At 61.5% G+C, this 19,549-nt stretch carries 15 protein-coding genes and 4 pseudogenes; 13 read left to right on the top strand and 6 right to left on the bottom strand.

Annotated features, from left to right (window positions below; genetic code table 11):
- Positions 1 to 185: 185 nt before the first annotated feature.
- The 13 genes and pseudogenes from AC07OT_RS29735 to AC07OT_RS29675 all read left to right on the top strand — a co-directional run bounded on the left by AC07OT_RS29735 (position 186) and on the right by AC07OT_RS29675 (position 13,890).
- On the top strand, positions 186 to 3,056 hold the full coding sequence (locus AC07OT_RS29735; RefSeq protein WP_495109760.1) for a PAS domain-containing sensor histidine kinase: 2,871 nt from the start codon (positions 186 to 188) through the stop codon (positions 3,054 to 3,056).
- A gap of 2 nt (positions 3,057 to 3,058) precedes the next feature.
- Positions 3,059 to 3,688: a response regulator gene (locus tag AC07OT_RS29730; protein WP_495109759.1), complete on the top strand. Its 630-nt coding sequence runs from the start codon at positions 3,059 to 3,061 to the stop codon at positions 3,686 to 3,688.
- A 316-nt stretch (positions 3,689 to 4,004) separates the two neighbouring features.
- Positions 4,005 to 5,033, top strand: a complete 1,029-nt coding sequence (locus tag AC07OT_RS29725; RefSeq protein ID WP_495109767.1) for a methyl-accepting chemotaxis protein — start codon at positions 4,005 to 4,007, stop codon at positions 5,031 to 5,033.
- Positions 5,034 to 5,046: 13 nt separating this feature from the next.
- Positions 5,047 to 5,415 (top strand): response regulator, encoded by a 369-nt coding sequence (locus AC07OT_RS29720; RefSeq protein WP_027605685.1) that lies wholly within the window; start codon positions 5,047 to 5,049, stop codon positions 5,413 to 5,415.
- A gap of 33 nt (positions 5,416 to 5,448) precedes the next feature.
- Positions 5,449 to 5,766 (top strand): STAS domain-containing protein, encoded by a 318-nt coding sequence (locus AC07OT_RS29715; protein WP_027605686.1) that lies wholly within the window; start codon positions 5,449 to 5,451, stop codon positions 5,764 to 5,766.
- 4 nt (positions 5,767 to 5,770) lie between these two features.
- Complete coding sequence (locus tag AC07OT_RS29710; protein WP_495109758.1) at positions 5,771 to 7,903, top strand: chemotaxis protein CheA; 2,133 nt, start codon at positions 5,771 to 5,773, stop codon at positions 7,901 to 7,903.
- A 23-nt stretch (positions 7,904 to 7,926) separates the two neighbouring features.
- A pseudogene (locus AC07OT_RS29705) lies at positions 7,927 to 9,447 on the top strand (MCP four helix bundle domain-containing protein); the annotation flags it as partial.
- A 60-nt stretch (positions 9,448 to 9,507) separates the two neighbouring features.
- Positions 9,508 to 10,225: pseudogene (locus tag AC07OT_RS29700) on the top strand (methyl-accepting chemotaxis protein); the annotation flags it as partial.
- Between the two features lie 122 nt (positions 10,226 to 10,347).
- On the top strand, positions 10,348 to 10,860 hold the full coding sequence (locus AC07OT_RS29695) for a chemotaxis protein CheW (protein ID WP_371263367.1): 513 nt from the start codon (positions 10,348 to 10,350) through the stop codon (positions 10,858 to 10,860).
- A gap of 105 nt (positions 10,861 to 10,965) precedes the next feature.
- Positions 10,966 to 11,484, top strand: a complete 519-nt coding sequence (locus tag AC07OT_RS29690; RefSeq protein WP_495109757.1) for a chemotaxis protein CheW — start codon at positions 10,966 to 10,968, stop codon at positions 11,482 to 11,484.
- Between the two features lie 21 nt (positions 11,485 to 11,505).
- Positions 11,506 to 12,309 carry a CheR family methyltransferase gene (locus tag AC07OT_RS29685; RefSeq protein ID WP_027605691.1) on the top strand — a complete coding sequence of 268 codons (804 nt, stop codon included), beginning with the start codon at positions 11,506 to 11,508 and terminating at the stop codon, positions 12,307 to 12,309.
- Positions 12,302 to 12,787, top strand: coding sequence for a chemotaxis protein CheD (locus tag AC07OT_RS29680; RefSeq protein WP_495109756.1), 486 nt, complete (start codon positions 12,302 to 12,304; stop codon positions 12,785 to 12,787). The genes AC07OT_RS29685 and AC07OT_RS29680 overlap by 8 nt, the downstream gene beginning before the upstream one ends.
- A gap of 32 nt (positions 12,788 to 12,819) precedes the next feature.
- On the top strand, positions 12,820 to 13,890 hold the full coding sequence (locus tag AC07OT_RS29675) for a protein-glutamate methylesterase/protein-glutamine glutaminase (protein WP_495109755.1): 1,071 nt from the start codon (positions 12,820 to 12,822) through the stop codon (positions 13,888 to 13,890).
- A gap of 86 nt (positions 13,891 to 13,976) precedes the next feature.
- Here AC07OT_RS29675 and AC07OT_RS29670 read toward each other — a convergent pair whose 3' ends face one another.
- The 6 genes and pseudogenes from AC07OT_RS29670 to nthB form a co-directional block, all read right to left on the bottom strand.
- Positions 13,977 to 14,543: a TetR/AcrR family transcriptional regulator gene (locus AC07OT_RS29670; RefSeq protein ID WP_027605694.1), complete on the bottom strand. Its 567-nt coding sequence runs from the start codon at positions 14,541 to 14,543 to the stop codon at positions 13,977 to 13,979.
- 55 nt (positions 14,544 to 14,598) lie between these two features.
- Positions 14,599 to 16,239, bottom strand: coding sequence for an AMP-binding protein (locus AC07OT_RS29665; RefSeq protein WP_065941362.1), 1,641 nt, complete (start codon positions 16,237 to 16,239; stop codon positions 14,599 to 14,601).
- A gap of 96 nt (positions 16,240 to 16,335) precedes the next feature.
- Positions 16,336 to 16,575 (bottom strand): annotated as a pseudogene (locus tag AC07OT_RS29660) (methyl-accepting chemotaxis protein); the annotation flags it as partial.
- Between the two features lie 30 nt (positions 16,576 to 16,605).
- Positions 16,606 to 17,268: pseudogene (locus AC07OT_RS29655) on the bottom strand (PAS domain-containing protein); the annotation flags it as partial.
- Positions 17,269 to 17,623: 355 nt separating this feature from the next.
- Positions 17,624 to 18,883 carry a GTP-binding protein gene (locus AC07OT_RS29650; RefSeq protein WP_495109754.1) on the bottom strand — a complete coding sequence of 420 codons (1,260 nt, stop codon included), beginning with the start codon at positions 18,881 to 18,883 and terminating at the stop codon, positions 17,624 to 17,626.
- On the bottom strand, positions 18,880 to 19,542 hold the full coding sequence (nthB, locus tag AC07OT_RS29645) for a nitrile hydratase subunit beta (RefSeq protein WP_108574453.1): 663 nt from the start codon (positions 19,540 to 19,542) through the stop codon (positions 18,880 to 18,882). The genes AC07OT_RS29650 and nthB overlap by 4 nt, the downstream gene beginning before the upstream one ends.
- Positions 19,543 to 19,549 lie beyond the last annotated feature (7 nt).

Genomic DNA, 19,549 nt, shown 5'->3' with positions numbered 1-19,549 from the left:
GAGACTACGATAGTCTCCATCAAGTGCCGGGCAACGCTATCCATAGGGTATTGTTTTGTGCATGCAACCGTTGGGCATACATTCAATTGACGGGTTTCAGGCTTTTATGGAGCGAGCCAGCACGAATTGGTGAAGTATTTACGCTGGGTTTTTCATCGTAAGCGTGAACGCATGCAGGAGCGGTAATGGCAGACAAGGATGTGCTGCAAACCCTTGAAGGTGTGCTGGATTGCCTGTCAGGCGCGGTTGTGGTCCTGGATCGATCTGCACGGGTCGTGTTGGGCAACCCTGGGTTTTCAACGTTGCAGTGCCAGAACGGCATCCCTCCCGAGACAAACACCGAGTTTCTCGCCGTGCTGCGCCCCCAGGACAGCCGGCTTTTTTATGCGGCGCTGGAAAAGGCCGATGGGCGATCCCGGGTGTGTTTCGAGGCGACCGCGAGGCAGTCCGGCCGGTTGAACCTGTCGATGACACCGTGGCGCGACGACTATTTTATCGTTGAAATCCTTCCCCTGCCTGGGCCCCCAACCGCGCATTCCCACAGCGAGCGCTTCTCCGAGATCCCCCTTGAAGCCATTTTCGATTCCTCAGGCACCGGCTTGGCCCTCGTGTCACTGGACGGTCGTTGGCTGAGGGCCAACAGCGTCATTTGCAGGCTGCTTGGCTACAGCGAGGCACAGCTGCAAAGCACCACGTTCATGGCATTGACCCACCCCGAAGACCGCGAAGTGGGCAAGCAGCTGATAGAAGAGTTGAAGGGCGGTGCACGGCAGGGCGCCACCTTGCATAAACGCTACATCCACCACGACGGCCAGGTTGTCTGGGTGCGCCTGACCGTGGGGCTGGTCCGGGACGACCAGGGGCAGCCGATCTGTTTTGTCTCCCAACTGGAAGACATCACCGAAAACTGGCAGCTTCGCGAAACCTTGCTGGGCAGCGAGCTGAAATTCCTCACCCTGGCGGAGAATTCACCCAACATCATTGTGCGCTACGATCGCAACCTGTCGCGTACGTACGTCAACCCGACGTTCCTGCTCTTGACCGGCATGTCTTATGACGAAGCCATAGGCGCCGGCCCCGAGGAGCAGCCCGGCGATTACCTCGACCATCTGCGCCATGTGGCATCCACAGGCCAGACCGCTCAATTCCTCAACAGTTGGACGGTCGGCGCCGGTGGTGAAGCGGTGAGTTGTGTCGTCAGCCTGATGGCTGAACGCGGCCCATCCGGTGAGGTGGCAGGCGTACTGGCCATGGCCCACGACATCACTGAGTGGCGCAAACAGCAGGTACTTGAAGATGCACGTCTGCGCATCTTCGAAACAATGGCCACGGGCGCCTCATTGGACGAAACCCTGGGGTTGCTGGTGAGCTATCTTCAACTGGCCTTGCCTCACTGCTCCTGTGGCGTCGTGCTTGCTGACCCGCAAAGCCCCGGCTCGTGGGAGTCCATGGCTTCTTCCCCAGACTGGTACGAGCCCATCCTCGGCAATCAGGGGCAGGTCCTTGGGGCTTTCGCGTTGTCGCGCTCACCCGGTTCTGCGCTGGACGAGAGCGACCGGCAGCGCGTGCGCCAGACCTGTCACATTGCCGCGATTGCCATCGAGCGCTGGCGCTCCGAATCCTTGCTCAGGGAGCGCGAGCGCCGCTACCGGGATATTTTCGACCATACCCTGGACATGCTGTGCCTGCTGGAGGCTGCGCCACGGGGTGAGCTGCGCTGTGTCGAGGTCAATCCGGCCCTGTTGCAGGTGCTTGGGAAACCCCATGGCGAGGTTATTGGCGAGGCGCTGGCGTCGATATTTGGCCAGCTCAACGCGGAAAGAATCCAGGCACTCCATGACCAATGCAGGGCCACCGAACGGGTGGTGGAGTCTGAGGAGGGCATGGTGCTGCGCAACGAAGTGCGCAACCTGCACTTTACCCTGGTGCCGGTGGCCGACTCGGGGCGCGAGGGCCAGCGGGTGTTGGTGATCGGTCGTGATGTGACCCATTTGACCCGGGCCCGGCAGAAAGAACTGGAACGCCAGCACGACATCAACGCCCTGGTGGAAAACAGCCCGGACGCCGTCGCGCGCTTGAGTGTTTTCGGGGAGGTGCTCTACGTCAATGCGCAGTTGCGAAAATGGGTGGGCGGGGCCTGGCCGGAACTGATGGGCATGCCCATGGATGAAGTGGTGCCGCTGAACGCCCAGTCCCAGCTTTTTCGAGAATTGGTGGCCCAGGTGATTCGCCAGAACAAAGCCACGGAACAGGAGTTCCTATTGTCGGGTTTGAAAACCGCGCCCAAGGTGGTGTTGATCCACTTTGTTCCCGAGGTCGACGGCCAGCGGGTCGTCAGCGTGCTGGCCGTCGGGCGCGATATTTCCAAGCTGCGCGCGGCGGAGCGGCGCCTGGCCAATTCCAACGCGCAATTACGCGACCTGTCGACCCGCCGGGAAACGGCGCGGGAAGAGGAGCGCAAACTGATTGCCCGGGAGATCCATGACGAATTGGGCCAGCACCTGACGGCGCTGCGCATGGGCATCTCGTTGCTGAGGTTTCAGTTCGGCACCGATATGCCTGAACTCACCCCTCAGGTCGAGCGGTTGATGGTGCTGACCGACAAGACCATCCAGGTGGTGCGCAACGTGTCCACGAGCCTGCGCCCCTCCGCGTTGAACCTGGGGCTGGTGTCCGGTCTTGAATGGCTGACAGCCGAATTCGTTACCTTGACCCAGGTCCCCTGTGCGTTGAACCTGCCGCTGATTGCCCTGAACCTTCCGGATACCCACGTGACCGCGGCATTTCGCATCGTGCAGGAATCGCTGACCAATATCGCGCGTTATGCCGAAGCGACGCAGGTCAGCGTCACCCTGAGCCCGCAGGAGACCCACTGGGTGCTCGAGGTCCAGGATAACGGCAAGGGCTTTGACCCGGATGCCGTCGGCCGCCAGACCCTGGGCTTGGCCGGCATGCGTGAGCGCGGCCTGATGCTGGGCGGCAAAGTGATCATTTTCAGTCACCCTGGACAGGGCACTACGGTCCAGGCGTTCATTCCGATGCACAAGGATAGGTAGTGATGATTCGCATGCTGATCGCCGATGACCACACCATCATGCGCGAGGGGCTCAAGCAGTTGTTCTCGCTGGTCGCCGACGTGCAGGTGGTGGCCGAAGCCGAGAGTGGTACGCAACTGATCGAACTGTTGCGCCAGGTCGAGATCGACCTGCTGCTGCTCGACATGAATATGCCGGGTATCAGCGGCGAGATTTTGATTGCCCGCCTGCATACCCAATACCCGAGCCTGCCGATTCTGGTATTGAGCATGCATAACGAAATCCATATCGCGCAACGGGCATTACGTGCCGGTGCACTCGGCTACCTGACCAAGGACCGCGATCCCGAAACCCTGTTGGTCGCGATGCGTCGAGTGGTCAGTGGCCAACGCTACCTCGACCCCGGGCTGGCGGAACAGATCGCGCTGCAAAGCAGTGGCTTGAAGCAGCAGACCTTTGTCGAGAGTTTGTCCGATCGCGAGTTCCAGATCCTGCGCCTGCTGGCGCACGGCATGAGCGTCAACCAGATCGCCGAGCAGTTGGTCATCAGTAACAAGACGGTCAGTACCCATAAGACCCGGCTCATGGAAAAGATGGGGTTCTCCTCCACCGCCGACATAGTGCGCTTCGCCATGACCCTGGGTATTTCGTGACGCGTGTCCAGGGGTAGGGATTTTCCTAGGCGGTTTTCCAGGATCCCTACCCCAGAATAGGGATGCTCCGATGGTGGCAGTGCCATTATCGGGCCAGTATCTCTTTCAAGCAGTCGAACGGCCGGTCAGGCCATGACGACAGGCCTTGACAGGGAGACAGACCGTGAGCGCACCGACACCACCCCCTTCCGCTGCTTTGACCCTGTTTCCGGTTGCGTTCGCGGGTCTGCTGGGCGGGCTTGCGATTGCCTGGAGCGAGCGCTTCAGCATCGAGGCGCTGGCCGCCGGCGGCGCGGTGTTGGCGTTGTGTATCGGCATGGGCCTGTGGGCAAACGGCAGGAGCCGGGCGCAGTGGAGGGGCCTGCAGCAGCTCGAGCAACAGGCATCCATTGCTCCGGCGCTGGCCGTCGATAACGGCCTGGCACAGGTGTGCGTCAGCGTGCTGCCGATCTGGTCGCGGCAGATAGAAGCGGCGCGTTCGATCAGTGAAACCTCGATTCTCAGCCTCAGCGAGCGTTTTGGCACGCTGTCATCCAACATCAGCCACAGCGTCTCCAGCAATGGCGGCCAGGACGCTTCGCAACAATTGGTCGACTTGCTGGAGGTCGGCCAGGCCGACCTCAACTCCATCGTCATGGCCCTGCGCGCCGCGCTCACCAATAAGGAGAATGAGCTCAAGGAAGTTATGCAGCTCTCGAGCTTCACCGAGCAGCTACAGCAGATGGCCAAGTTTGTCGGCGACATCGCCAGTCAAACCAACCTGCTTGCCCTCAACGCGGCTATCGAAGCTGCGCGAGCCGGGGAGGCGGGGCGAGGGTTTGCGGTGGTCGCCGATGAAGTGCGCAAGTTGTCGAGCATGTCCGGCGAGACCGGGCGCAAGATCAGCGAAACCGTGATCACCGTCAACGCCGCCATCGCCCGCACGGTGCAGATGTCCCGCCACCACGCCGAACAAGACACCCTGACCCTCGCCGATTCGGAGCGCGTGGTCTCGGAGGTTATCGAACATTTTCGCGCAACCGCCCAGACCATTGTGCGCAACAGCCATGACGTACAGCAGCAGAGCGCCAATGTCGCCGATGAGATTGCCCAGGTGCTGGTTGCCCTGCAGTTCCAGGACCGCGTCAGCCAGATGTTGACCTTGATTACCCGCGACCTGGACAAGTTGCAGCAGCAGTTGGACGAACGTCATGAGTCGAGCCTCAGCGGACAGTCCCTGGCGCCGATGAGCAGTGACCGTTGGCTGCAGGAGCTGTCAACGGCCTACACCATGCCGGAGCAGCACGCCATTCATGGCGGTAAAGCGCCTGCCCAGGCCGCTGCCAACGAAATCACGTTTTTCTAGAGGAGTTTTTCCGATGAGCAAGACCATTCTGATCGTCGACGACTCGGCCTCCATCCGTCAGGTGGTGAGCATCACCCTCAAAGGCGCCGGTTACGACGTGATCGAAGGCTGTGATGGCAAGGACGCCTTGAGCAAACTGGACGGCCGCAAAATCCACCTGATTGTCAGCGACGTGAACATGCCCAACATGGACGGCCTCAGTTTCGTCAAGGCGGCCAAGCTGTTGCCGGCCTACAAGTTCACGCCGGTCATCATGCTGACCACCGAAGCCAGCGATGCGATGAAGCAGCAAGGCCAGGCCTCCGGCGCCAAGGCCTGGATGGTCAAGCCCTTTCAGCCTGCGCAAATGCTGACCGCCGTCTCCAAGTTGATCCTGCCATAGCGATGACCAGCGACCGCTGGCCAGGAGGTTTACATGAAAAGCGCCGTCCCGATGCTACGTCGAATCCAGGTCATGGAAGGCCCCCTGACGATCTACACGGCTGCCGAGCAAAAGGACGTGCTGTTGTCGTTGTTTCCCCTGGCCCATGAAGTCGAGTTGGACCTGTCCAGTGTCGATGAACTCGACAGTGCCGGTTTGCAACTGTTGATCCTCATCAAGCGCGAGTCTCTCAAGGAAGGCACCCAGTTGTTGCTGAGCAACCCCAGTTCGACGGTGAGCGAAGCCTTTCGCCTCAGTGGCCTTGACGACTACTTCACCAATGCGAGTTTCACCCAGTCGGTCGGAGCGTAAGCGTATGAACATGGATGACGTGCTGCAGACGTTCATTGCCGAAAGTCGCGAGCTTCTGTTGCAAATGGAAGATGCGCTGCTGCAGATCGAGAAGTCGCCCCAGGACCTGGACACCATCAACGGCCTGTTCCGCGTGGCCCACACCATCAAGGGGTCGGCCGGCCTGTTTGGCTTGATGCCGATCGTTGAGTTCACCCACGTCGCCGAAAGCGTGCTGGACCGGGTGCGCAGCCTGGAAGTGCGCGTCGACGAGGCGTTGAGTGCGTTGTTCCTCGACGCCCGTGACCATATCGGCCAATTGATCGACCTGCTGGCCGAGGACGGCAATCTGGATCGCCTGGATGAACCGGTGCGGGCTCAGGGCCAATCTATCATTGAGCGGCTGTCGCTGTACCTGGACGCGGCGGTCTCGACCCCGGCGCCGGCCCTTCAAGCGCCGGCGCCGGCGGATGAGCCAGGCGGCAGTCCCGGCCATTGGCATTTGTCGCTGCGCTTCGGCCCGGATGTGTTGCGCAATGGCATGGACCCCTTGGCGTTCCTGCGTTACCTGAGCACGCTGGGGCGTTTGCTGCACACCGTTACCTTGTTCGATGGATTGCCGCCCATGACCGCCATGGACCCGGAAACCAACTACCTCGGGTTTGAACTCGCACTGGCCAGCGACGCGTCCCTGGAGGTCATCGACGGCGCCTTTGATTTTGTCCGCGAGGACGCGCTGGTTCGCATCCTTGCACCGAATGCCACGGTGCAGGCGTGTCGGACCCATCTCGACGGGTTGCCGGAAGACAACGCCACGCTGGTCGAGCTGCTGGTGCGTTGCGGCACATTGACCGAGGCCCAGGCCTTGCTCGTGACCCAGGACGCCGAGCAGGCACCGGTCGAAACGCGCAGCGAGCCTGATGTCCAGGAGTCGACAACGCCGCCGGTCAAGGCCGGCAAAAGCGCGGCGAGTAACGAAGGCAACCTGATTCGGGTCGATGCCGCCAAGCTGGACCAACTGATCAACCTGGTCGGCGAGCTGATCATTGCCGGTGCCGGCGCCAACCTGGTGGCGGTACGCAGTGGGATTGGCGAGATGATCGAATCCACCAGCCTGTTATCGCGGCTGGTCGAGGAAGTCCGCGACTCGGCGCTGACCCTGCGCATGGTGCAGATCGGCGCAACCTTCACGCGGTTCCAGCGTGTGGTGCGGGACGTCTCCAAAGAGTTGGGCAAGGACATCGTGCTGCACATCGGCGGCGGTGAGACCGAGCTGGACAAGACCGTCGTCGAACGCATTGGCGACCCGCTGACCCATTTGGTGCGCAATGCCATGGACCACGGCATCGAGCCTGCGTCGACGCGCCTCCAGCGGGGCAAGCCGGCCCAGGGCACGGTACGCCTGAATGCCTATCACGAATCCGGCAGCATTGTGATCGAGGTGTCCGACGACGGCGGTGGCCTGGCCAAGGACAAGATCCTGGCCAAGGCCCGTGAGCGTAGCCTGGTAGGCGAGGCCCAGCAGCCGTCGGACAAAGACATTCTGAATTTGATCTTCGAGCCGGGATTCTCCACGGCCGACCAGGTCAGCAACCTGTCCGGCCGTGGTGTAGGCATGGACGTCGTGAAGCGCAATATCACGGCGTTGCGCGGCAGCGTCAGCCTCGAGAGCGAAGTCGGGCAGGGCACCACGGTGCGCATCCGCCTGCCGCTGACGCTGGCGATCATTGACGGTTTCCTGATCGGCGTGGGCAAGGCTTCTTACGTGATTCCGCTGAACATGGTGGAGGAGTGCATCGAGCTGGCCCCTCAGCGGGGCACCGAAACCGGCTACCTGGACCTGCGGGGCGAGGTGCTGCCGATCCTGCGGCTGCGCGACATGTTTGATGTGCAAGAGCCTGGAGGCAACCGGGAAAACGTGGTCGTCGTGCAATACGCAGGCTTGCGTGCCGGCCTGGTGGTCGATCGCCTGCAGGGGGAGTTCCAAACCGTGATCAAGCCACTGGGCAAAGTGTTCGGTGATGCCCATGGGCTGGGCGGGTTCACCATCCTCGGAAGTGGAGCCGTTGCGCTGATCCTGGATATCCCGAATTTGCTAGGACAGGTTGCCAAGGAAACCCCCCATCGTTCGATCCCAAGCCCTTTATCGACTCATTGAAGCGTCATCAGGAGTGCCTCGCCATGACTGTTATCAGAAATATCATGTTGCTGGTTTTCACAGCCATGCTGGGTGTCTTCGTGTTGGGTGGCACCAGCCTGTACCTGGCCGGTGAAATCAATACGAGCGCCAGCTATGCCAACGTCAATACGGTGCCCAGCCTGTTGGAGATCGACCGCGCCGCCGCGGCCTTCACCGACCTGCACGCCTTGCAATGGCAACGCTTGAACGAGACCGACAAAAACAGCGTGCCGGCTTACGCGGCCAGCGTGGCGCAGGATTTCAGTGCCGTTGGCAAAGCCCTGGATCGCTATCAGGCCGAGTTGACCTCTGACGAGCACGATGCGGCGTTGTTGAAACAACTGCGTGGCCACTTGGCTGAGTTTGCGGCGTTGCAGACCCACTTCGACAAGCTGATGGATGACGGTGACCAGGCCTCGGCCCGTGCGTTGATCGAGACGAGCCAGCCCCTGCAGACCGCCGTGCTCACGGCGATCGGCGAGCTGCGTGAATACAACCTGGAACTGGGGCGCAAGGGCCAGGTGCTCGCCACCACCATCGAGAAGAACGCACGTACCCTCATCCTGCTGGTGAGCGGCCTGACCCTGTTGGCTACCCTGCTGATCGGCGTATTGCTGGGGCGCAATCTGATGCGCCGGCTCGGGGCGGAACCTACCGTGGTGCAAGCCTATGCGGCACGTCTATCGGCCGGCGAATTGAATGCCAAGGCGACGCTCAGGGCCGGAGACACCACCAGCCTGATGGCGAGCATGCAGCAGTTGGGCGCGAACCTGCATGACTTGATCGTGGAGATGGACCGTATGTCCAGTGAGCACGACAAGGGCGAGATCGATGCACAGATCGATGCCGGCCGCTTTCATGGCAGTTACCGCTCCATGGCCCAGGGCATCAACGATATGGTCAACGGCCACATTGCGGTGAAGAAAAAAGCCATGGCCTGCATACGTTCCTTCGGTAACGGTGATCTGTCTGCACCCTTGGAGCAGTTTCCGGGCAAAAAAGCCTTTATCAACGACAACGTCGAGCTGTTGCGCAGCAACATCCTGGCGCTGATCAATGAAATGCAGCACATGTCCAGCGAGCATGAAAAAGGTGACATTGACGTGATGATCGATGTCGAGCGCTTCGCGGGTTCGTACCGGGATATCGGCCAGGGCATCAATGACATGGTCAACGGCCATATCAACGTGAAGAAAAAGGCCATGGCCTGTATTCGCGCGTTCGGCGAAGGGGATTTGTCCGCGCCCCTGGAGCGTTTCCCCGGCAAGAAAGCCTTTATCAATGAAAACGTCGAGCAACTGCGCGCCAATATCCTGGCCCTTGTGGAAGATACCAGCGAGATCAGCGACAGTGCGCTGATCGGCAAGCTGGACACCCGCCCTGACGCCGCCCGGCACCAGGGCGATTTCCGCCGCATTATCCTCGGTATCAATGGTTCTCTGGACGCGATCATCGTACCGATCACCGAGGCCATGGAGGTGCTGTCGGCGATGGCCGCCGGCGACCTGACCCGCAGCATTACCGGCGACTACCAGGGCAAGTTCCTGGAGCTGAAGCACTCGGTCAATGGCACCGTGGAAAAACTCTCGGAAATCATCGGCGAAGTGCGCGGCTCGGCGGACTCGCTGTCGAGTGCTTCGGAAGAGATCTCCGCCACCGCCCAAAGCATGGCCCAGTCGGCTTCCGAGCAGGCGGCATCGGTCGAACAGACCTCGGCGTCGATGGAGCAAATGTCGGCGTCCATTTCCCAGAACACCGAAAATGCCAAGGTCACCGATGGCATGGCGGGCAAAGCCAACAAGGAAGCCTCGGAAGGCGGTCGAGCCGTGAAGGACACCGTGGCGGCGATGAAAACCATTGCCGAAAAAATCGGCATCGTCGATTCCATTGCCTACCAGACCAACTTGCTGGCGCTCAACGCGGCGATCGAAGCGGCACGGGCCGGCGAGCACGGCAAAGGCTTTGCGGTGGTCGCGGCCGAAGTGCGCAAACTGGCGGAGCGCAGCCAGATTGCCGCACAGGAAATCAGTGAGGTGGCCAAGAACAGCGTGGCCCTGGCCGAACGGGCGGGCAACCTGCTGGACGAGATTGTGCCGTCGATTGCCAAGACCTCCGACCTGGTGCAGGAAATTGCGGCGGCCTCGGAAGAACAATCCATCGGTTCCGAACAAATCAACAGCGCGATGTCGCAGATGAGCCAACTGACCCAGCAAAACGCGTCGGCCTCCGAGGAGCTGGCGGCGACGGCCGAGGAAATGAGTGGCCAGGCCGAGCAGTTGCAGGAACTCATGGGGTTTTTCACCGTGCAAAGCAAGCGTGTCGGGCGCAATGTCTCGATGCCCCAGATCAGCCGAGCCATGTCCACGCAGGACTTGGACAGCCGCTCTTCGGACGGTGGTTTCGTCCGCTTCGGGAGTTGACCCATGGGCACCTCAGCGGGCATGCAGGGCGCTGTCGAAGCTGCGTCGCCAGTGGATGAACCCTTGCAGTACCTGACCTTCCTGGCGGCCGAGGAGATGTACGCGGTCAATACCCTGAGCGTTCGTGAAATCATCGAATACAACCAGGTGACCAGCGTACCGATGATGCCGGAATTCCTGCGGGGGGTTATCAACCTGCGCGGCTCGGTGGTGCCGGTCGTGGACCTCAAGGCGCGTTTCGGCAAGGGCACGACGGTACTGGGCAGTCGCACCTGCATCGTCATCCTTGAGGCGGCGAAGGAGGGCGAATCCCAGGTCCTGGGGGTGGTGGTGGACTCGGTCAGCGAAGTGATCGAGATACTCGAGATCGATATCAAGCCCGCTCCGGCGTTCGGCAATCACATTCGCACCGACTTCATCGGGGGGATGACCAAGGTGCGAGGCGAGTTCGTCACGCTCCTGCAGATCGAGCATGTGTTGTGTGTCGATGAGATAGCCGGCCTGATCGCTGTCTAGGTATCTCCCCGGCGGATAGAGCTGTTGTGGTGAGCGGGCTTGCCCCGCGCCGGGGTGCGAAGCGCCCCTGATGAAGACGAAAACGTATGTGAGCCGAGGTGAATCATGGCCCCACCCATTGACAGTCCAGGCAATGCCAGCGTCTCGAGCCAGTACCTCACCTTTGTGCTGGGGGAGGAGATGTTCGCCGTGGGCACGCTCAACGTTCGGGAAATCATCGAATACGGGCCGATCACCAGCGTGCCGTTGCTGCCTCCCAGCATACGTGGGGTGATTAACCTGCGCGGCGCGGCGGTCCCCGTGCTCGACCTGGGGGTGCGCTTTCGCGGCGAACGCACGGTGCAGACTCCAAGGACCTGCGTTGTGATCATCGAGGTGCAGGCCAATGCCCAGCGCAAACCAGTGGGCATCATTGTCGATGCGGTCAGCGAGGTCCTGGAAATCGCCGACCAGGACATCGAGCCGTCGTTGAATTTCGGCACCGATGTCAGGGCCGACTTTTTACTGGGCATCGGCAAACTGGAGAGCGGTTTCGTGCTGTTGCTGGACATCGGTCGCGTGTTGTCCCTGGAACAGGTCGATGCGCTGGCCAACCTTGAGTCTTCGCTACCTTCGATCGCCTGAACAGGCTGGGGGAATGTCCTGATGAACGTGATCCTCTCTGACGCCGAGTTCGTGCAGTTTCGTGACCTCATTTATCAAATCGCCGGCATCAGCCTGTCCGATGCCAAGAAACAGTTGGTGAGCGCTCGCCTGGCCAAGCGGCTGCAAGTGTTCAAGCTCAATACCTACGGCGCTTACTACAAGGTATTGATGAAGGACAGCGTGGAGTTGCAGGTCGCGGTGGACATGCTGACCACCAACGAGACCTACTTTTTCCGTGAGCCCAAGCATTTTGACTTCCTGCGCGATGTCGCGCTGCCCGAGCTGCGGGGCAGCGGGCCGTTGCGCATATGGAGTGGCGCCTGCTCGACCGGCGAAGAACCCTACACCCTGGCGATGGTGCTGGCGGACAACCTCGCCGGCCGGCCCTGGGAGATTGTCGCGTCGGATATCAGCAGCCGGGTGTTGGAAAAAGCCCGCCTTGGGCGTTATCCCCTCGACGGCATACGCGGCATCCCCGAGGCGCTGTTGAACAAGTATTGCCTCAAGGGCGTGGGCGCCAACCACGGTTGTTTCATGGTCGACCCGGCGCTGGCGGCGAAGATCGATTTCCAGTCGATCAATCTGAATAACCCGTTGCCGAAGCTGGGGATGTTCGACGTGATCTTCCTGCGCAATGTGATGATCTATTTTGACAACGACACCAAAGTGCAGGTGGTCAAGCGCCTGGTCAGTCACCTCAAGCCGGGCGGGTACTTTCTGGTCAGCCATTCGGAGAGCCTCAACGGCATCACCGATCAGCTGCGGCTGGTCAAGCCTTCCATCTACCGGAGGCCGCATGCCTGACCGTCGACCGCCCAACGAGGTGTTCCTGAATCCCGGCGAGTGGTTTTTCGGCTCGGGTGCGATTCGCCTGCGTACGGTGCTGGGATCGTGTGTTGCGTTGGTGTTCTGGCATCCCCGGCGCTTACTGGGGGGCATGTGTCACTACCTGCTGCCACAGCGCGCCGTGATCAAACAGGGCGTCCTGGATGGTCGCTACGGCAACGAAGCCTTTGAACTGCTGCTCGCTCGAATACAGTCGATCAAGGCCCTGCCGACGGAGTTCAGGATCAGCGTATTCGGCGGTGGCAACATGTTTCCCGGGCTTGTGCGCTCGGACAATGATTACGTCGGCCAGCGCAATGTCGAACAGGCCATGCGCCTGCTCGATCTGCATCAGTTGCGGTGTCAACACTTCCATGTGGAAGGCGTGGGTTATCGGACCATTGTGTTCGATCTTACCAACGGCGAAATCGAACTCAACTACCTGGCCTTGAAGTGAACCCCCAGGAGCCCTCATGGAGAACGTGCGACATGAGCCTTATCAAAGTGCTGATCATTGATGATTCCGCCGTGGTGCGTCAGGTACTCACGGCGACCCTGGGGCAAGACCCCGCTATCGAGGTTATCGGCGCGGCGGCAGATCCGGTGTTCGCCATGGACAAAATGAACAAGCAATGGCCGGATGTGATTGTGTTGGACGTGGAAATGCCACGGATGGATGGCATCACGTTCCTCAAGAAGTTGATGGCCGAACACCCCACGCCCGTGGTCATCTGCTCCACCCTGACCGAAAAGGGCGCGGCCACCACCATGCAGGCACTGGCGGCCGGCGCGGTCAGCATTGTGACCAAGCCACAACTCAACCTGCGCCAGTTTCTCACCGACAGTGCCGATGAATTGGCGGGGGCCGTCAAGGCCGCTGCGCGGGCCAACATGAAGCGCATGGTGCCTTCCAGCGAACGCGCTCCCGCCAGGCTGACGGCCGACGTCATATTGCCGGCAGGCACCCAGGCAATGGCGCGTACCACCGAAAACATTGTCGCCATTGGGACGTCCACGGGCGGCACCCAAGCCCTGGAGTTGGTGTTGACCGCCTTGCCCAGGGTCTGCCCGGGCATCGTCATCGTGCAGCACATGCCCGAACACTTCACCGCCGCGTTTGCCGAGCGCCTCAATCGACTGTGCGAGATCGAGGTCAGGGAGGCGAAGAACGGTGACCGGGTTATCCCCGGTTGTGCACTGATTGCCCCCGGTGGCCGGCACATGGTGCTCAAGCGCAGCGGCGCCCAATACCAGGTGGAAATTGTCGACGGACCTCCGGTCAGCCGGCATCGACCTTCCGTTGATGTACTGTTTCGTTCGGTGGCCCGCAGTGCCGGCGGTAACGCGCTGGGGATCATCATGACGGGGATGGGCGACGATGGCGCCCGGGGCCTGAAGGAAATGCACGACAACGGCGCCCGCACCCTGGGCCAGGACGAGGATTCCTGCGTGGTGTATGGCATGCCCAAGGAGGCGTTCAAGCTCGGCGCGGTGGAGCGTGAGGTGCCCCTTGAGCAGATCTCGGCGGCGATTCTGCAATCCATGCACCAGCGGCGCTGACGGTTCGCGGTTCTGTGCTGATTGATAAGGCGCTCCGGCAATCCGCCTCGGGCCAGCCTGGGGTTTCAGTATGGGTCATGGTGGGCTCAGGGCAGGGAATCAATGGCCTGTAACACCGCACAGGCAATGGTCTTGGTAATCGTTCGCCGCTGGGCGTTATCGAGCATCGGGCTTAACCAGGTGGGTAGACTGTTCAGCATGGGCAAGATGGCCGTGAGCGCGCCCTCGCGCAACGGCCCGCCCGGTGGATGGCCTGCCTGGCCGATCAGATCCATTATTTCCGACTCATAGGCACGCCTCAGGCGCTGGACGCTTGCCTGCATCGAGTCGCCCAGGCAATTGGCGTCCATGACCGCCAGCTTGAAGTGTCCGGTCATGTGTTCATGCAATTGAAGGTGACAGTCGATCAGTTGGGCCAGGCGTTGGTCGGGTGCCAATCGGCGATTCTTGATGCCGTGCACCTGGGATAACAGGGTTTGATACAGCTCCATCAGCAGTTCGTAAAGCAGCGCCTCTTTGCTTTCCACATGGTGATAAATCGCCCCCGGGCTTATGCCGACGTGCGCGGCGAGTTCACGCATGCTGACCTGGTTGAAACTGCGCTCCTTGAATAACTCCGAGGCTTTGCGCTGGAAGTCTGATCGGTTCAGCACACGCTTTGCCTTGGATTGCGCGCACGCCTGGCGCTCCGGCACACCGGCCACGGGTTCATGCCCCCGGCGCCTGCTGCCGGGCAATTTCCTGATTGCGCAGGATAAAGCGCTGCAACTTGCCACTGGGGGTCTTGGGGAGTTGCTCGACGAACTCCACTTCCCGGGGATAGGCATGGGCGGCCAGGCGCTGCCTTACATGCAGGCGCAGTACTTCGGCCAGCTCGGCGCTGGGCTGGTACTGGCTGTCGAGCACGACAAAGGCTTTGATCAGCTCGGTGCGTTGCGGGTCGGGTTTGCCGATCACCGCCGCTTCGATCACCGCCGGGTGTTCGATCAGCGCGCTCTCGACGTCGAACGGCCCGACGCGGTAGCCGGACGTGGTGATCACATCATCATTGCGGCCGACGAAGCTGATACTGCCGTCGTCATTCAGCTCCACACTGTCGCCGCTGAGGTAATAGCGCCCCACAAAGGCCCGGGTGGGCATACCCAGGTAGCCGTCGAACCAGCACAGGGGCGAGCGTTCGCGATCCACTGCCAGGACGCCCGGCTGACCCGCCGGCAACTCCCTATGCGCGTCGTCCAGCACGACGATGCGATAGCCGGGCACCGCATAACCCGCCGAGCCCTCACGGACCGGGTGACGCAAACCATGGTGATTGCACAACACCATGCCGATTTCCGTCTGGCCGTAATGATCGTGAATGGTCACACCGAGTTGCTCGGCAAACCAGCGGATCACGTGCGGGTTGAGCGGCTCGCCGGCACTGCTGACGGCACGCAGGCGGCCGCGCACGGCGTCGGCGAACGCTGCCCCCTCGGCGATCAGCAGGCGGTACGCCGTCGGGGAACCGGCCAGATTGCTGATGGCGTACTTGGCAATGACTCGGCACGTACTCTCCACCGTAAAAGGGCCGTTGTAGAACAGCGTGGCATGACCACAGGCCAGCGGGCCGGTCACCGCGTAATACAGGCCATAGGCCCAGCCGGGATCGGCCAGGTTCCAGAACCGGTCGTCCTGCTGCAGGCCAATGGAGTCGCGCATATAACCCTTGAAGGCGAGAATGGCGCGCAACGGCACTTCCAGAGGCTTGGCCGGCCCCGTGGTACCCGATGTGCACATCAACAGGAATGGCGCGCTGGCGTCCAGCAGTACCGGTTCGCACTCGACGTCTTGGCCGTCGAGGATGCTCCAGAACGGGTAGTCGCCGGGGTTCTGCGGGCCCTCGCCGGTTACGATCACGCTTGGGCAGTTGCCGATCTCATCCAGCTTGGGGCGGTTCTGCGCATCCGTCACGATCCAGCGCGCGTTGGAGCAGCCCAATCGTTGCTCGATCGCCTTGGGACCGAATGCGGTGAAGAGCGGTTGATAGACCGCGCCCACCCGCCAGGTCCCCAAGATGGCAATCAGCAGTTCAACCGTGCGCGGCATCAGGCCGGCAACCCGGTCGCCCGGTTTTACCCCTTGCTCGCGCAAGAAATGGCCGAAGCGGGCGGCGCTGGCCTGCAATTGGCTGAATGTGTATTGGGCGGCGCTGCCGTCCTGCGCTTCGCAATACAAAGCCACGGCGTCGTCGTGGGCGTGCCGGTCGCAGCATTCGACGCAGGCGTTCAGGGCCGTCAGGTCACCTTGCAAAGCCAGTTCGGCGGTCTGCTGGTAATTGAAGGATGTGGCCACAGCTTGATAATCACGCATAACGATACCTGGTTCTTATTGTTGGGTTTGTACGGCCAATAGTTGCGCTGCTCACGACTCGGCGCGGTGGCGCTAGCTGTCCATCATGTCGGCCGCTTGTTGGGTCGCCTGGCTGGTGCGGGTCGCCAGCTTGCGCACTTCATCGGCGACCACCGCGAACCCGCGTCCGGCGTCGCCAGCGCGGGCGGCTTCAATGGCGGCGTTCAAGGCCAACAGGTTGGTCTGGCTGGCGATGCCCTGGATGGTGGCGACAATGTGCGTCAGCTTGCGCAGGGTCTCCTGCATCACTCGGTGCTGGTGTTCCTGAGCCTCACGCATGCTGTTTTCTTCATGGTGGGCATGGATATCGGTAATGGCGCCCACCACCCTTTGCGGGGAACCGTCCTCTGCGCGGCGCGTTTGCCCACGGCCGCGAAACCAGCGGTAATTGCCACTGCTGTGCTTGAGCCGATAATCGACATCAAAGGGCGTTTTGCCGCTGTGGTCTTCGACGTGGGCGACAAACGCCGCGATTGCCCGCGCGCTGTCGTCTGGATGCAAGCGTGAGGTCCAGCTTTCCAATGTATTGGGAAATTCCTCAACCGTGGTGTACCCCAGCAGTCGCCGCATTTGCGAAGACCACCAGATGGTGTTGTTCGGGTTCGCCGGGTCACCCGCCACTACCTCAATGTCCCAGAGCCCGTCATGGAGCATTTCACGGGAAATCTCGAAGCGTGTGGCCGCCAGTTCGAGTGACTCTTCGTGCAGGCGCTGTTCATGAATGTCACGCAGGCTTCCGCCGATGGCGACCGGTACCCCTTGCGCATCGCGGCGTGACACACCGCTGATCCTGCACCAACGATAGTCACCGTCTGATGCAAGGGCCATGCGTACGTCCAGCGCAAAGGGCGTTCGCCCGCTGCGATCAGCCAGGTGCCGGGCCAGCGCGTCGAGAATGCGTTGCCGGTCCGTCGCGTGCAGGTGCTCGTTCCAGCGGCCAAGTTGATCAATACCTTGGGTCGGGATCGACGCGGACCCTGTCCACTTCATAGCCCACTCCGGTGCGGGTGCAGCAATACCTGCCGGTTGCAGTTCCCAAAACAGTTCACCTGCGCCTTGGGCGATAAGTGCCCAGCGCGCCTCCTGCTCCTGTAAAAGCGTGTCGCGGCGGGCCAGGTGTTCGGTCAATTGGGTGGCTTCCAATGCCAGCGCGTGTGTCTGTGCTTTCAGGGCTCGCCGCTCTTGCAGCAATGTCTCGACGCCCGCCAGGATGCGTCGCAATAACGGGTTGCTCGACGACAGCGGTGTACTCGCCTGGTCAGGCTCATCCAGTCTGTCGGCAAGCGGAGCCAATACCCAGCGGCTGGTTCGGCTGAAAAAGAGCATGGGGCACCTCTATCTCGGATCAAATGGGGGCAATCGCCATGGGCTGTGTGGGGGGGCGGGCAAGGGCCTGTCGGTCAAAGGCGGTCGCCCCCGGCAGTGCCTGCCAGGCCAGTGGGCCGGCGGCGATTTCCTGGGCGCTCAGCAGGCAGTGGTCGAGCTCGCGCTGTAACGCGTCGGTGTCGAGGCCCTGGCCGATAAACACCAACTCCTGCCGGCAGTCGCCGACCACGCTGTCCCATTTGGCCCTGATGCCCTGCAGCCGGTATTCGTCCCGGGGCCATTGCGACGGCTCGATGAAGTTCCACCAGCGCCCGACATAGTCCCACTGGAACCGCTTGCCGCTTTGCACCAGCAGGCCGGTTTCCAGGTGGCGGCTGGCGAGCCAGAAGTAACCTTTGCTGCGCAGCAACCGCCCGTTGCTCCAGGGCTGCTGGAGAAAGTCGAGCAACCGTTGCGGGTGGAAAGGCGCGCGCTCACGGTACACCCAGGACGTCACGCCATAGGTGTCCGACTCGGAGACCGGCGCGTCGGTCGCCTCCATTTTCCGCATCCAGCCCGGCGACGCCGCGAGGCTGGGTAAATCAAACAGATGGGTGCCGAGGAGGCTGGCTGACGGGATATTACCGTGGGCCATCGGCATGATCCGCGCCGTCGGGTTAAGTCCCGTGAGGATCGCCTGCACGGCCTGATACTGCGCTGCATCGATCAGATCCAGCTTGTTGACGAGAATGACGTTGGCGTACTCCACCTGTTCGATCAGCAGATCGGCCAGGTGGCGCTTGGGCGTGTCCGGCGTAGCGTCATCCTGGGCCACGGTGTCCGGCGATTCGAGCAGTTCCTGGAAACGACTGCCATCGACCACCGTCACCAAGGTGTCCAGGCGCGCCAGTTCGCTGAGGCTGAAGCCATCAGCGTCAAGGAAGGCGAACGTCTCCGCGACCGGCATCGGCTCGGAGATCCCCGTGGACTCAATCAGCAGGTAATCGAAACGCTGCTGGCGTGCGAGCATGCTGATCTGCTCGAGCAAATCGGCGCGCAGGGTGCAGCAGATGCACCCGTTGCTCATCTCGATCAACTCATCGCGACCACGGTGCAGCGCGACATCGCGCTGCACTTCTTCGGCATCGATATTGACTTCGCTCATGTCGTTGACGATGACGGCCACGCGCAGGCCTTCGCGATTGCGCAGGATGTGGTTGAGCAGGGTGGTTTTGCCGGCGCCGAGGAAGCCCGAAAGGACCGTCACCGGCAGTCGGCTTGCCTGGGCGCCGTCTGTCATGGGTTCACCGCGCGCGCGCCGGCGGCCTTGTCCAGGTAGCTTTCGAACAGGTCGACCACCACAAAACCCTCATCGGCCGCATCTCCCCACAGGTCTTTCACGGCGAACTCGACGTGGTAGGTGGGTTGATGGGCGGCGCTTACATCGCCATGCCCGATTGCGTCCGGGAACGGCCATTTCTCTGACGTGCGGTGCAGGACCACGCCTTCCTTGCCGCGCACGTAGGCGGGCATGCGGATGTGCCCAGCCACATATTCGTCTCGCACCACCACCCGATCCCCCACCTCGAAGGGCGGCCGCCCCGTGATCGCCGGGCGGCCCTCGGCATGGGCGGGATTCGCCAGCTTGAAGTGGGAGCCCAAGGCCTGATCAAGCTCCGCCTGGGTGATCACGCCGGTTTCGACCAGCAGGGTAGCGGTCGCGATGACGTAGCGTTCGTAGTACTGGGTGCCGACATGCTGGCGCACATCCAGGCGTTCGACGGCGTGACGCACTTCGTCCACGCTGAACTTTTTCAAGTGGTCGGCACCGATGAACATCAAGCTGTAGGCCAGATGCTCCCAGTCCTGCTTGAACACCTGTTTGTAGCTCAGGCTGTTGATGGTGTGAGGGACTTTTCCAAAGCCTTGGAAACCGCCGAGATCGTGAAAGCCATCCATAATCAAA

The sequence above is a fragment of the Pseudomonas sp. GW821-FHT09C10 genome (assembly GCF_059418085.1).
Note: the sequence above shows the minus strand (reverse complement) of the source record. Positions and strands in the feature narration are given on the sequence as shown.